The sequence below is a fragment of the Aequorivita iocasae genome, assembly GCF_016757735.1.
Lineage (GTDB): Bacteria > Bacteroidota > Bacteroidia > Flavobacteriales > Flavobacteriaceae > Aequorivita > Aequorivita iocasae.
Genome location: NZ_CP068439.1, coordinates 2,434,582 through 2,449,007, shown reverse-complemented (window position 1 = coordinate 2,449,007; position 14,426 = coordinate 2,434,582). Strand labels below are relative to the sequence as shown.

Annotated in this window: 14 protein-coding genes; 9 read left to right on the top strand and 5 right to left on the bottom strand. The window is 40.1% G+C overall.

Annotation, left to right across the window (positions count from 1 at the left end; translation table 11 throughout):
• Window positions 1–39: 39 nt before the first annotated feature.
• The 5 genes from JK629_RS11335 to JK629_RS11315 all read left to right on the top strand — a co-directional run bounded on the left by JK629_RS11335 (window position 40) and on the right by JK629_RS11315 (window position 6,644).
• A complete protein-coding gene (locus JK629_RS11335; protein ID WP_202335733.1) occupies window positions 40–2,454 on the top strand; it encodes an alpha-ketoacid dehydrogenase subunit alpha/beta in 2,415 nt (804 codons plus the stop codon).
• Window positions 2,455–2,519: 65 nt separating this feature from the next.
• Complete coding sequence (locus JK629_RS11330; RefSeq protein ID WP_202335732.1) at window positions 2,520–3,041, top strand: hypothetical protein; 522 nt, start codon at window positions 2,520–2,522, stop codon at window positions 3,039–3,041.
• Window positions 3,042–3,362: 321 nt separating this feature from the next.
• Window positions 3,363–5,030, top strand: a complete 1,668-nt coding sequence (asnB, locus tag JK629_RS11325; protein ID WP_202335731.1) for an asparagine synthase B — start codon at window positions 3,363–3,365, stop codon at window positions 5,028–5,030.
• Window positions 5,031–5,449: 419 nt separating this feature from the next.
• Window positions 5,450–5,779: a putative quinol monooxygenase gene (locus tag JK629_RS11320; RefSeq protein ID WP_202335730.1), complete on the top strand. Its 330-nt coding sequence runs from the start codon at window positions 5,450–5,452 to the stop codon at window positions 5,777–5,779.
• Between the two features lie 469 nt (window positions 5,780–6,248).
• Window positions 6,249–6,644 carry a hypothetical protein gene (locus JK629_RS11315; protein ID WP_202335729.1) on the top strand — a complete coding sequence of 132 codons (396 nt, stop codon included), beginning with the start codon at window positions 6,249–6,251 and terminating at the stop codon, window positions 6,642–6,644.
• Here JK629_RS11315 and JK629_RS11310 read toward each other — a convergent pair whose 3' ends face one another.
• Complete coding sequence (locus tag JK629_RS11310; RefSeq protein WP_202335728.1) at window positions 6,645–7,484, bottom strand: 1,4-dihydroxy-2-naphthoyl-CoA synthase; 840 nt, start codon at window positions 7,482–7,484, stop codon at window positions 6,645–6,647.
• A gap of 72 nt (window positions 7,485–7,556) precedes the next feature.
• On the opposite strand from JK629_RS11310, the gene JK629_RS11305 reads away from it, so the two are divergent.
• Window positions 7,557–8,675, top strand: coding sequence for a C1 family peptidase (locus JK629_RS11305; RefSeq protein ID WP_202335727.1), 1,119 nt, complete (start codon window positions 7,557–7,559; stop codon window positions 8,673–8,675).
• Between the two features lie 83 nt (window positions 8,676–8,758).
• Window positions 8,759–9,202: a hypothetical protein gene (locus JK629_RS11300; RefSeq protein WP_202335726.1), complete on the top strand. Its 444-nt coding sequence runs from the start codon at window positions 8,759–8,761 to the stop codon at window positions 9,200–9,202.
• Window positions 9,203–9,205: 3 nt separating this feature from the next.
• Here JK629_RS11300 and JK629_RS11295 read toward each other — a convergent pair whose 3' ends face one another.
• Window positions 9,206–10,036 carry a CvfB family protein gene (locus tag JK629_RS11295; protein ID WP_202335725.1) on the bottom strand — a complete coding sequence of 277 codons (831 nt, stop codon included), beginning with the start codon at window positions 10,034–10,036 and terminating at the stop codon, window positions 9,206–9,208.
• An 85-nt stretch (window positions 10,037–10,121) separates the two neighbouring features.
• On the opposite strand from JK629_RS11295, the gene JK629_RS11290 reads away from it, so the two are divergent.
• Window positions 10,122–10,526 (top strand): hypothetical protein, encoded by a 405-nt coding sequence (locus JK629_RS11290; RefSeq protein ID WP_202335724.1) that lies wholly within the window; start codon window positions 10,122–10,124, stop codon window positions 10,524–10,526.
• On the opposite strand, the gene menD is transcribed toward JK629_RS11290, so the two are convergent.
• The 3 genes from menD to JK629_RS11275 are packed head-to-tail and all read right to left on the bottom strand — an operon-like array spanning window position 10,521 to window position 13,710.
• Window positions 10,521–12,185, bottom strand: a complete 1,665-nt coding sequence (gene menD / locus JK629_RS11285; protein WP_202335723.1) for a 2-succinyl-5-enolpyruvyl-6-hydroxy-3-cyclohexene-1-carboxylic-acid synthase — start codon at window positions 12,183–12,185, stop codon at window positions 10,521–10,523. The two genes, JK629_RS11290 and menD, sit on opposite strands and share 6 nt — an antisense overlap.
• Window positions 12,186–12,217: 32 nt before the next feature.
• Window positions 12,218–13,285 carry an isochorismate synthase gene (locus JK629_RS11280; protein WP_202335722.1) on the bottom strand — a complete coding sequence of 356 codons (1,068 nt, stop codon included), beginning with the start codon at window positions 13,283–13,285 and terminating at the stop codon, window positions 12,218–12,220.
• On the bottom strand, window positions 13,285–13,710 hold the full coding sequence (locus JK629_RS11275) for a PaaI family thioesterase (RefSeq protein ID WP_202335721.1): 426 nt from the start codon (window positions 13,708–13,710) through the stop codon (window positions 13,285–13,287). Before JK629_RS11275 ends, JK629_RS11280 begins: the two co-directional genes overlap by 1 nt.
• 45 nt (window positions 13,711–13,755) lie before the next feature.
• Here JK629_RS11275 and JK629_RS11270 point away from each other — a divergent pair, with 45 nt between their 5' ends.
• Complete coding sequence (locus JK629_RS11270; RefSeq protein ID WP_202335720.1) at window positions 13,756–14,397, top strand: alpha/beta hydrolase; 642 nt, start codon at window positions 13,756–13,758, stop codon at window positions 14,395–14,397.
• Window positions 14,398–14,426 lie beyond the last annotated feature (29 nt).

The following is a 14,426-nucleotide window of genomic DNA, read 5'->3' as shown; positions in this document are numbered from 1 at the left end:
CCCAATTTCGCTATTTTTGCAAAACTAAAACCCATTGAAATGCAGACAGACCCAAAGACCAACGGCGAGATTTCCTTTGACGATTTCAAAGAAACAGTTATAAACGATTACAAAATAGCTGTTACCAGCCGGGAATGTAGTCTGCTTGGGCGCCGTGAAGTACTTACCGGAAAAGCGAAGTTTGGAATCTTTGGCGATGGAAAAGAAGTACCGCAACTGGCATGGGCAAAAGCATTTCAAAATGGAGATTGGCGCAGTGGTTATTACCGCGATCAAACTTTTATGATGGCCATCGGTAAACTTACCATCGAACAGTTTTTTGCAGGACTTTATGCCCACACCGATATAAATGCTGACCCAATGAGCGCCGGAAGGCAAATGGGCGGCCACTTTGCAACCCATAGTTTAAACGAGGACGGTAGTTGGAAAAACCTTACCCAACAAAAAAACAGCAGTGCAGATATTTCTCCCACGGCAGGCCAAATGCCCCGTTTATTGGGTTTGGCACAAGCTTCAAAAATCTTCAGAAATGTAAAGGGTATTGAAAACAAAACCAATTTTTCTATTAATGGAAATGAAGTTGCCTGGGGAACCATCGGGAATGCCAGCACCAGTGAAGGTCTTTTCTGGGAAACCATAAATGCTGCCGGGGTATTGCAAGTACCCATGGTCATGAGTGTTTGGGATGACGAATACGGTATTTCTGTCCACGCAAAATACCAAACAACGAAAGAAAATATTTCAGAAATTTTAAAAGGATTCCAACGCAGCGAAGAAGAAGATGGCTATGAAATTATCCGCGTAAAAGGTTGGGATTATCCAGAACTTATCGAGGTTTACAACCGTGCCTCAAAAATTGCCCGTGAAGAGCACGTTCCTATTTTAATCCACGTACAACAGCTTACGCAGCCGCAAGGCCACAGCACAAGCGGTTCACATGAACGCTACAAAAGCAAGGAACGTCTGGAGTGGGAGGCGAAGTATGATTGTAATGTAAAAATGCGTGAATGGATTATCTCCAGTGATATTGCCACTGAAGAGCAACTTTCTGAAATTGAAAAGGAAATCAAGAAAAAAGTGCGCGATGGCAAAAAAGCTGCTTGGGAAGCATTCATTTCACCTCAAAAAAAGGAGCAGGAAGAAGCCGTTCTATTATTGGGAAATCTAGCTGAGAATAGCGCAAATAAAAATTTCATTGAAAAAATAAAGAACGAACTGGCTTCCGAAAAAGAGCCGTTACGTAGAAATATTCTTGCTTCCGCACGAAAAGCACTTCGTTATGTGGTTGGAGAAGATTCTTCCGAAAAGAAACAACTACAGGATTGGATCGGGAATTATTATGAAATAATCCAGCCCAAATACAGCGCACACCTTTATAGCGAGGCTAAAGAAAATGCCAAGACCATAAAAGAAGTACTTCCCTCCTACGCCTCTGATGCCGAGGAAGTGGACGGAAGAGTAATCATTCGCGATAACTTTGACGCTATTTTCAGCAAACATCCGGAGGTATTGATCTTTGGTGAAGACAGTGGCGAAATTGGCGATGTAAACCAAGGCCTCGAAGGAATGCAGGAAAAATATGGTAAGCTACGGGTAGCCGATGCAGGAATTCGCGAAGCCACCATTCTCGGTCAGGGAATCGGTATGGCTATGCGAGGGCTTCGTCCTATAGCAGAGATACAGTATTTGGATTACATTCTATATTGCCTTCAAATTATGAGTGACGATTTGGTTACCGTCCGATATAGAACAAATGGCACCCAAAAAGCTCCATTAATAGTACGTACCCGTGGCCACAGGCTGGAAGGTATTTGGCACAGTGGTTCACAAATGGGCGGCTTGATACATTTACTTCGCGGAATGTATATTCTCGTACCTCGCAATATGACCAAAGCAGCAGGTTTTTACAATACCTTATTGGAAACCGACGAACCCGCTTTGCTAATAGAATGCTTAAACGGTTACCGTTTGAAGGAAAAAATGCCAAACAACCTTGGGGAGTTCAAGACCCCAATAGGCGTTGTGGAAACAATTAAGGAAGGAACCGACATTACATTGGTTTCCTACGGAAGTACATTACGACTTGTAGAAGAAGCCGCAAAGGAACTGCAACAGGCAGGAATAAATGCCGAAATTATTGACGTTCAGTCACTACTTCCCCTAGACATCAACCACGACATAGTAAAAAGTGTATCAAAAACCAATCGCCTACTAGTTATTGACGAAGATGTGCCAGGCGGTGCTTCAGCTTACATTTTGAACCATATAATGGAAGTACAGGGCGGGTATAAATATATGGACAGCAAGCCACAAACGCTTTCTGCAAAAGACCACCGTCCACCTTATGGCACTGATGGTGATTATTTCAGCAAGCCTTCGGTAGAGGATATTTATGAAAAGGTGTATGAAATTATGCATGAGGCCAACCCTTCTTCTTTTCCGAAGTTAAGATAACGCTAAAGTCCTGTTATTCTTCAGCTAAGGTCCGTATCTTATAGCGTATTATAAAACATACCGCTATGAGAAACATTTTTTCGCTATTGATAAGTATCTTAATTAGTATTGGTATCTATGCACAGGATGTTAATGATAATGTTCGCTACATACCAGAATCACAAGTCCCCCCACCCGTATTGGACCGTCAAGGAGAATTATTTCCTACCAACTTCGTTTCCGAATGGCAAGTGCAAGAAATGGATGGAATGCAGGATGCGCAAAACATACGCTACATTGCCAAATTTGAAGAGGATGGCCGCCCGGGCTTTTCGGCTTCCTATCTTCCCAATGGTATCCTGATTTTCAATTCCGAATTTATGCCCAGCGAAATTATTCCCGCAAAGGTTAGGCTAAAAGTAGAAGGTGATTATAAAGATTATACTATTCGCCATGCAGACTTTATTACCTTTTACAACCCAAAACGGGAGATTTATATGATAAAACTCTTAGATGACATCAACGTTAGGTATGCGTTTTATAACACCGCAGGCAATAAAATTCCTAAAGATTCCCTTCCTCAGGAGATTGTATTATTGATGAATTGAAAACTATTTAATCATTATATATTATGAATAGATTTATTACAATTCACTGTGACACTATAGAAAATTGCACTTTATCGAATATTCAATAGTTTAAACTATTATTTGCGTTTTATTCAATAAATATTTGGAAGTATAAAATTAATTACTTTAAATTAGCAATTCAATTGCAAACAAAATCAAGTTTATGTATTTCATCAGTTTAAATAACAATAATAATAACGAGCTGCCGTAACAAAAACTTGTCGCGATATATAGCCCGTCAGGTTTTTTACCTGGCGGGCTTTTTTTTGACTTAAAACTAACCATTAAAAAATAGAAATTATGTGTGGAATTGTATGTGCATTCAAACTAAAAGAGCCCGCAGAGGCTCTCAGACTCCAGGTATTGTCAATGGCAAAATGTATCCGTCACCGCGGGCCAGACTGGAGCGGAATTTTTAGTAACGACAAAGCTATAATGGCGCACGAGCGCCTTGCTATTGTTGACCCTACTTCTGGAAAGCAACCGCTTTTCAGCAGTGACGGCAATCTTGTTTTGGCCGCCAATGGCGAAATCTATAACCATATGGCGCTCCGCAAGCAATTCAAAAATTACGAGTTTAAAACTAAAAGCGACTGCGAGGTAATTCTTCCTCTATATAAAGAGAAAGGCGCCAGCTTCCTCGATGAAATGAACGGCATCTTTGGCTTTGCGCTCTATGATATTGAAAACGATAACTATTTTATTGCCCGCGACCACATGGGCATCATTCCCCTATATATGGGCTGGGACCAAAATGGAACTTTCTATGTGGCTTCTGAATTAAAAGCTTTGGAAGGCGTTTGTACCAAAATTGAGCTCTTCCCTCCCGGTCATTACTTAGACAGCCGCGAAGGCGAACTGAAGCGCTGGTACTCCCGCGATTGGATGGAATATGAAAACGTAAAAAACAACGCTACCGAAATTGCAGAACTCCGTAAAGCATTGGAGGCCGCCGTGCACCGTCAATTGATGAGCGATGTACCTTACGGTGTTTTGCTTTCCGGTGGTCTGGACAGCAGCATTACTTCCGCAATTGCAAAAAAATATGCCGACAAGCGTATTGAAAGCGAAGATACCGAAGGCGCTTGGTATCCACAGCTACATAGCTTTGCAATAGGTCTTGAAGGCAGTCCCGATCTTGCCGCCGCACAAAAAGTGGCAGATCATTTAAAAACCGTGCACCACGAAATAAAGTTTACAATCCAGGAAGGCATAGACGCCATCCGCGATGTAATTTATCATCTGGAAACCTATGATATTACCACCATCCGTGCCAGCACGCCCATGTACCTTATGGCACGCGCCATCAAGGCAATGGGTATAAAAATGGTATTGAGCGGTGAAGGTTCAGATGAAATCTTTGGTGGCTATCTCTATTTTCACAAAGCACCAAATGCAGAAGAACTGCACAAAGAAACAGTCCGCAAACTAGACAAACTACATATGTACGACTGCCTGCGCGCCAACAAGAGTTTAGCTAGTTGGGGCATTGAAGGACGTGTGCCTTTCCTCGATAAGGAATTTATGGACGTCGCCATGCGCATAAACCCACAGGACAAAATGATAAACGGCGAACGTATGGAAAAGTGGGTATTGCGAAAAGCCTTTGCAGACATGCTCCCCGAAAGCGTTGCTTGGCGCCAGAAAGAACAGTTTAGTGACGGCGTAGGCTACAGTTGGATAGACACCCTAAAGGAAATGGTAAACGAAAAAGTAACCGACGAGCAATTGGCAAACGCCAAATACAAGTTCCCAATACAAACCCCTACCAGCAAAGAAGAGTTCTATTACCGAAGTATTTTTGCAGAACATTTCCCAAGCGATACCGCTGCGCTAAGCGTGCCCAGTGTACCCTCGGTGGCGTGCAGCAGCCCCATTGCTTTGGAGTGGGACGCCAGCTTTAAGAATATGAACGACCCAAGTGGCCGGGCGGTTAAAAACGTACATACAGATGCGTATGCCAAGTAGTAAGAAGTAAGCTATATTTTTTTTGTCTCGGCCTATTTATATTTTTTGTACATTTAAGTTATTCTTAAAATTTGCCATGGTTTTAAGGAAGAATTAAACAATTTATTAATAGGTCAAACGCCAATGAAACGAAATCACTGGCGTTTTTTATTGCACTTTCTACAGCCTTTCGTTAATAAGTTCCTGAAAACTATACTTTAACTGACTGGGTTCTGAGTTATATTTGATGAGTAACTATAAAAGATGTAATCAATAAAAAATTGATAGTTTTATCTACAAGATACCTGCACGCAATCAGTATTACAAAAAAGAATCTAAATTCACTAATATATATCGATATGAAAACAAAAATGACGGTATCAAAAGTATTGCTTCTCTTCATCTTTAGTTCTGTCTCTTGTAATAAAACAAATGAACCGATGAAAGCAGAAAACAATCAGAAGAATTTAATTGTGCTTGTTGAATATAATATTCAACCCACAAAAAGTAATGATGCCATAGCTGGTTTAACCGAACTAATAGAAAATGTTACAAAGGAGCCTCACTTTGTAAGTATTAAACTGCATACTGATTTAAAGGATACATCAAAAATTTTACTTTACGAAGTATGGAGCGATGATAATTACTACAATACAGCGCATATGCAAACAAAACATTTACAAAAATTTATAGAAGATTCCAGAGTATTTTTAGCCGGCCCACCGACCATTTCACAATGGAAGATTGAAAAGGAATTTATTAAAAAATAAAAAACTGGCTTTAACAACACCTCTAACCAATCCCCTCTCCCCGCCTACTCCATAAAACCCTTTGCAGGTTTTACGTGTACTTACCCATAACCTCTCGTTAATAAGATGCATAAAACTATGTTATAACAACTTGGGTTTTGGGGTATATTTGAAGGGAAACTATAAAATATACGCTGGGAATAAAAACTATATTATTTTAATTTAATTTACATCTTGGCAAACATTTGGACACAATGAAATTTAATTATATTTCTGAATTTTATTGTAATCACTTATTCTAACCAAACGGACTCTCTTTCAGAATTTTGACCTATGAGCAAATTGAAAACGAAATATAAAAACTCCGTAAATCAATTTTAAGCCATAGCCATATCTCGAGACGAGACAGTCACAAGAATATTAAAAAAACAGACTTAAAATAATAATCAAAACTTCCTTATCTTTAAAAAACCAACCAATACAAAGCACTATGGGCATGTTCCACTATTACGATTTCAAGGAGTCAGAAGTTTTCATCTTTGATAACTTCCTCGTCAACCAGGTTAAGGAAGGGGTTACTGTAATCCCGGCCCACAATGACAAACTGCGCAAAGTGATAGACAAACATTTTGCAAACAAAAAAATGGTCTACATCTCAAACCGAGTCTTTAACTACGCCGTTGACCCCCTCACCTATCTAGATACCTCAAAAATCCACAACCGTGTGGCCATGGCCATAGTAGCGAAAACTGATTTGGCAAAATCAAATGCCAAACTGGAAAGCATGTTCTACAAAAAGAAATTTGAAATCTTTGAAACCCTAAGCGAAGCCATGGCCTGGGTACAAAAAGAATTGGCAAACAGCGAACTCACCCAGGAAAATTGATTACGGCAACCACTTTTTGTCAAAATTAGGCTTCCTTTTTTCAAGAAAAGCATCACGGCCCTCTTTAGCTTCGTCCGTCATATAGGCAAGCCGCGTAGCTTCCCCCGCAAAAACTTGTTGGCCTACCATTCCGTCGTCAGTTAAATTCATTGCAAACTTTAGCATTTTAATAGAGGTAGGGCTCTTTGCAAGAATTTCCTGCGCCCATTCATAAGCAGTAGCCTCCAGTTTCTCGTGCGGAACCACGGCGTTCACCATTCCCATCTCAAAAGCTTCCTGCGCAGAGTAATTTCTTCCGAGGAAAAAGATTTCACGCGCCCGCTTCTGCCCTACCATCTTTGCCAAATAGGCACTTCCATAGCCGCCGTCAAAACTGGTAACATCGGCATCGGTCTGTTTGAAAATAGCATGTTCTTTACTTGCCAAGGTTAAATCACAAACCACGTGCAGGCTGTGCCCGCCCCCTACGGCCCATCCCGGTACCACACAGATAACAGCCTTCGGCATAAAGCGAATCAAACGTTGTACATCGAGAATATTTAAACGATGGTAGCCATCTTCCCCTACATAGCCTTGATGGCCACGCGCTTTTTGATCGCCACCGCTACAAAAACTATAAACACCATCTTTACTGGAAGGTCCTTCCGCAGAAAGCAAAACCACGCCAATGGAGGTGTCTTCCTGTGCATCGTGAAAAGCATCAAGCAATTCCGCCGTGGTTTTAGGACGAAAGGCATTACGCACATCAGGACGGTTAAAGGCAATTCGGGCAACGCCGTTAGCTTTTTTATAGGTAATATCGGTATATTCTTTGGCTGTTTTCCAGTTGGGTGAAGACATAATTATTATTTTTGTTTTCAAAGATAATAATTCCCGCGAAGGAGGAATATCATTAATACAACTTCAAACATTATGCGCAACGTATTTTTTCTAATTGCAATTCTTTTTACTGTAACCCTAACCGCACAAGAAGCTTACAAATTCACTACAATTGTAGATTTAGAAGCAACTCCAGTCATAAGCCAGGGAATTACCGGAACCTGCTGGAGCTTTAGCAGCACTTCGTTTTTGGAAAGTGAAATAATTCGCCTTACGGGAGAAAAAATTGATTTGAGTGAAATGTACCAAGTGCGAAACACCTACCCCTTAAAAGCTGAAAACTTTATTATGCGACAAGGAAAAGCGCAATTCAGTGAAGGTGGCTTGGCGCACGATGTGATGAATGCTGTTGAAAGAAATGGTTTGGTTCCCGAAGCGGCATTTAATGGTCTGGATAATGGGGAAACCACCCACAACCACGCTGAAATGGTTGCCGTGCTGGAAGCAATGTTGAAAACCTATGTTGACAATCCCGGACGAAAGCTCAGCCCAAAATGGCGCACCGCAATAGAAAGTGTACTCGATGTTTATTTGGGAAAAAACGTATCCAACTTCACTTATGAAGGGAAACAATACACGCCACAAACCTTTTTGGCAATGACCAAAATCCAGCCTGCAGATTACGTGAACATTACCAGTTTTACCCATGCTCCTTTCTATTCAAAATTTATCTTGAATATACCAGACAATTGGAGCAATGGCAGCTTTTACAATGTACCATTGGATGAAATGATGGCGACTATTGACAACGCTTTGGAAAACGGTTTTACCGTAGAATTGGATTGCGATGTAAGCGAAAAGACCTTTTCTTCAAAAGATGGTGTTGCGGTAATTCCCGAAACAGTTGAAAATAATATTAAAGCCTTGCAAGGCATTTATCCCGAAAAGAAAATTACACAAGAATACCGCCAGCAAGAGTTTGAAAACTATGATACCACCGATGATCATTTAATGCACATAACAGGCATGCTCCGGGATCAAAACGGAACAAAATATTACAAAGTAAAAAACAGTTGGGGAACAGACGAAACACGCGTAGCCAACGGCGGATATGTATATTTTAGCGAGGCCTATATGCGTTTAAAGGCAATAAGCATTACGGTTCACCAAGATGCAGTACCTAAAAATACCGCCAAAAACTTGAGTTTATAATAACAATTCTTTCACAACGTTTTGAATTTAGATTCAAGCTTAAACTTGGCCTAACTTTTGTTACCTTTGTAATGATGAAAAAATTGTTACTTCTTCTTTTTCTGTTTCCGCTGCTTGCCTCGGCACAGTTGGATTTTGAGTCCAATAAGTATAAATTGGATTTTGTGAGCTTGCCAGAAGTTGAGAGTTTAATGAGCGCTTCACTATTATCTTCAAATTCAGATTTTTCGAAAAAGATTTCAAACAAGCTTCCTTCATTTAAAATGAATAAAAACAATTATCGGGAACCGGTAAGTATGTATGATGCGATGGCAGCTAGTGAAAACTATGTGAAATCTGACATTCAGATTTCTTTGGATCCTAAAGAATATGGCGTATTTGGCAACAGCAGTTACAGCGCCGACGGTTCAACCAAAGTTAAGAACATTGCCTATAAAGACGCTTCCCGTGGTTTCCTTTTTGCAGACTCCTGTCCTCCTTACGGTGTTTGTCCACGTTGCGCTCCTTATCGCATAAACGGTTATTAAAATTTACAAGAGCTCTATTCCGTCTTCTTTAATTATAATCTGCTTGTCTTTGTAAAGTGTGCCAATTGCCTTTTTGAAGCTTTTCTTGCTCATCCCCAACATATTTTTAATAGTGCCCGGGTCTGATTTGTCGTGAAGCGGCAAAAAACCGCCAGCAGCTTCCAGCTCTTCCCTTATAAAGTTTGCGTTTGGTTCAATGCTTTTATATCCTGGGGTTTGCAGAACGATATCAATTTTATTGTCGGGACGAATTTTTTTTATGAAAGCCTTCATTTTATCCCCAGTGCGAATATCTTCAAAGATATCTTCAATATAAATCAATCCTTTGTGTAATCCGTTAACGATAACATTTGCTCCTTTTTCCGTCAAGTGAGTTACCAAAATATCCACTTCCTGAAAAGGTTCTACGGTCAGGTTTTCGTTCTGAAGAAAATGGTTCGTTTTGCTGCTTCCTACTAAGCGGTTGGTCTTTTCATCAATATATAAATAGACAATGTACCAATTGCCCTTTTTCATTGGGCGAGCCTGCTCCTTAAACGGAACAAAGAGCTGCTTTTCTAAGCCCCAATCCATAAAGGCGCCATACTCGGTAACATCGCTGCAATGCAAATAACCAAACGTATTTAGTTGCAGAAAAGGATCCAGCGTAGTGGCAATGGGGCGCTCTTCATTATCGAGATATATAAAAACTGATATCTCATCTCCTATTTCATATTCCTCGGGCTTATACTTATGTGGCAAGAGTACCACATTCTCCTCACCATCACCCAAATATAGACCCGGTTCGGTTTCCCGAAGAATCTCCAAAGTATTGTATTCACCTAATTTTATCATAGCTGCAAAGGTACTGTATTCTTGACAAAAAAAGTGCTCACCACGTATATACAAATCAAACTTAAAATGTAAATTCACGTTGAAAATGGAAAAAATTGCTCCACATAATCTTCCGCCTGGTTTGCAGTTAAAGAAAAAACTGGAAACAGATATCGGCATGGTTTATTTCTATAACGGCATTGTTATTTTTGAAGCAAAAGAAGGTGTAATTCTTTCCTATAAGACTGGTTTTTCCATTTTGCTAAAAGGCCTTAACTATTTAGGAACGAAGCCTTGGGTCTATATTTCCAATCGCGTACACTCTTATTCCATTAAGCCTATGGATTACAAATATTTGAATAAAGTACCCACATTGCGTGCCGTGGGAGTGGTAAATTATAATGAAGTGGGACACACCAATGCCGAACTGGAGGCTAAGTTCTGTAAAAAACCTTTTCAGATGTTTGATAACCTTTTAGAAGCTGCTATTTGGGGAAAAGGATATTTATGAAATAAACTTGAAATATTCCAAAAGCACTTTATCATTCACAGTCGAAGGTGTGAAAATTTCCAGCAAAGCAGGTTTTTCCTTTATACTGAAAAAATTTTTCAGCGTTATCTTTATGTCTTCTTTTGAATGAATTCTTTCGTATTTAAAACCATACATTTCCGAAAGCTGTTTTGCGCTTAAATCATGTTTCGTTTCAAAATAGGTGTCAAAAAGCTGTGTATTCTTTTCGCCAGGTAGGATTCTGAAAATACCCCCGCCATTATTATTCACAACTATTATTTTAAAATTTTTTGGGATATAATTATTCCAAAGCGCATTGCTGTCATAGAAAAAACCAAGATCGCCCGTTATGAAAACAGTAGGCAGTTTTGAAGCGTATGCCGCACCAACTGCGGTACTCGTGCTTCCGTCTATTCCGCTGGTGCCTCTATTGCAGAAAACTTCGGCAGAAGGTGGAAGCTCAAAAAGTTGGGCATAACGAATCGTTGCGCTGTTGCTCAATTGCAACTGAATATGCTCTGGAAGGCTGTGGAATATTTCACAAAAAACCATAAAGTCAGAATATGGAATTTCGTTTTCATATGCTTCGTGCCGTTGCAATCTGTATTGCTTTGTGGAAAGCCAATGTTTTTGGTAATCACTTTCAACCGAGATTGTCTTCGGAAGAAATTTCAGAAAGAAATTATTAACTGTTGCTTTAAAATGGTGCGTCAACACAAAATAAGTATCAAAGGCTTTTTTGGCATCTACGTGCCAGTGCTGTTCTGGCGGAAAACTACGCAGAAATGCTTTGATCTTTTTTGACACCACCATTCCACCGAAGGTGAGCAGAATATCTGGCTGCAATTTTTTAAAGCCTTCGTCCGTTAAGGGCGCGATAAGTTGGTCTATGGCCGTGATGAAATTTTCATTATGAAGGTTGGAAGTGGTCTCGGTCAGCACCAAAACACTTTCATCTTTGGCCAGTTGTTCCACAAAACTACGTTCCACACTATTTGGAGGTAAAACGCCCACCAAAATCATTTTTCGTCTGCTTGAATTCCATTTGGATAAAAAAGGTTCCAAATTTTCTTCAAAAGTTTCTTTATCCAAACGTGCCGCTACATTTTGCGGCCAGACCATTTGGTTTTCCGAAGTGTGGTATAAAGGTTCAGAAAAGGGAATATTTATATGGACGGGGCCGTTCAGCTCGATGGCGGTATTTAAGGCAACATTTATTTCGGTTTCATTTTTAATCTGAAAGTCGTCACCTTCTTTGCAATTGGCGCTGTAAAGAATGTGGTTTTCAAAAACGTTTTCCTGCCTGATGGTCTGCCCATCGCCAATATCTATATAATTTGTAGGCCTATCTGCCGAAATGACAACTAATGGAATATCGCTGTAAAACGCTTCAGCGACGGCGGGATAATAATTGAGCAAAGCCGAGCCAGAGGTACAAACAACTGCAACAGGTTTTTGTAGCTGTTGCGCAATTCCCAATGCGAAAAAGGCGGCGCATCGCTCATCTACTATGCTAAAACATTTGAAATCTGGATGTTCCCCAAAACTAAGGGTAAGTGGGGCATTGCGCGATCCGGGAGAAATAACTATATGGTCTATACCCTTGTCCAAACATAATTGAACAAGCGTTTGTGAGAGAATCTTATTTGAGAATTTCATGCTTCGCAAAGGTACAAAGACGCTGAAAATTATTACAGCATAGGCTGCAATACTTGAAGCATGGTCTGCATTTTATTTTGTGTCTCCTGCCATTCGTCACTTGGTTGTGAGCCAATGGTAATGCCGCCACCCACAAATATACGGGCAGTATTATTTACAATTTTCATACAACGCAGATTTACCATTAATGAGGCTGTTGCTCCATTTTCTTGTATAGGTCCTAAAAATCCAGTATAAAATTCACGGTCGTAGCCTTCATTTTCTTTGATAAATTCCTTAGCAAACTTTTGTGGTGTACCGCAAACGGCGGGTGTAGGATGAAGGGCAGCAGCTATTGTAGTCAATGTAGCTTTTCCGTTTTTTAGAATTCCAGTTATATCTGTTCGCAAATGCAATAATGAGCCAGCTCTATGGGTATGTGGATTTGAAACTTTTAAAACCGAAGTTACACGTTGCAAGCTATTGGTTATAGCATCCGTTACCAATTGCTGTTCGTCAAGCTCCTTTGGCCCCCAAACCACCGGTACTTTGTTTGTAAAAGGCTGTGTGCCCGCCAATGCCATCGTTTTAAAGGAATCCTTTTTCACCTGTACCAAGATTTCCGGTGTAGCGCCACACCACATCCCAGTTTGGGGATGGTACCAAATGTATCGAAAGGCGGTAGGGTATGTTGAAAATAAACGGTTTAAAAGCAATTCTACAGAAAAGTTATTTAATTGAAATTCCCTAAAGCGTGAAAGAACTATTTTATTGGCTTTTCTTCTTTTAATGTTTTCAATTGTTTTTCTTACCGTTTCTGTATATTCTTTTTGTCCCGCGGAGTTTTCCGCAATTGCTAACTTTGTCAATTCCACTTCGGTTTTTGCCAATTCTGCACTAATTTTTTCAGAAGCATTTTCAGGAATAAATAGCGCATTGCCAATGTATTCAAAAGGGGAAAAAACAAAGCCATTTTGGGTCATCTCAGTAAGTGTAAAAAGCTCTTGGTTTTTTTGGAGCAAAACGGAAACCTCATCTTCTTGTGGTAAGGAGTACACCACGAAGGGCAAATTATGGTTTAATTGTTTTGAAATTTTTTCGGTCAGTAGGTGAAAGTCCATTATGGTTTTTTTGGTAAGGTAAGGGTTGTGAGTTTTACCAGTGAGACAAGGGCACCGTTTTCATTCTTTATCTTAATCTGCCAAAGCTGTGTGGTTCTCCCTTTGTGTACAATACTCGCGTGGGCATATACATAACCATCGCTGACGCTTTTTACGTGGTTGGCGGCAATTTCAATTCCTCGGATTACCACATCTTTTGCATTTAAAAACATAAAAGCTGCAGCACTGCCCACGCTTTCCGCCAAAGCCACAGAGGCACCGCCGTGCAAAACACCATCTGGTTGATGTACCCGTGTGGTAACAGGCATTCTGGCTACTAAAAAATTATCGCCTACTTCGGTGAATTCTATCCCCAAGGTTTCCATTAGGGTATTCTGGCACATTTTGTTACAAGCTGCCAAAATTTCATCGTTGGTGTACTTCATCGTATTGGTTTACATTTGTAAAAATACAAAATTGAAGTTAACCATATGAGTACCCAAAAAGAAGCTACCTACAAAACTACGAATACCTATCATACACTCAACAATTTCACGGAAAAAACCAAATATATATGGGTTGTTTTTCATGGAATGGGCTATCTGAGCAAATATTTTATTAATTATTTTTCAGAACTGAACGCTGATGAAAATTACATCATCGCCCCGCAAGCCCCGTCAAAATATTACCAGGGAAAAGATTTTAAACATGTGGGAGCCTCTTGGCTTACGCGCGAGAACACACAGATGGAAACCCAAAATATTCTGAACTATATTGATGAAGTTTATAGCAAAGAAAGGGTTGGAAAAACAACTAATCTAATTGTCCTAGGTTATTCCCAAGGGGTTTCCATAGCAGCACGATGGGTGGCAAGCCGAAAAATCCAATGCAATAAATTGATTCTGCATTCGGGCGGTATTCCAAATGAACTAGAACCTGCAGATTTTGAGTTTTTAAGCACCCAAACAGAAGTGATCTATCTTTATGGCAATAAAGACCAATACATTACTGAAGCACGCGAAACAGAAGAAAAGCTTAAGGGAAGCAAGCTCTTTCAAAACCGATTGAAAATTGAGGTTTTTAATGGAACACATGAAGTGAACAGGGAATTTTTGCTAAAGCTGTCCCAATAATTTCTGTTTTTTTTGTGTATTTCATCGAA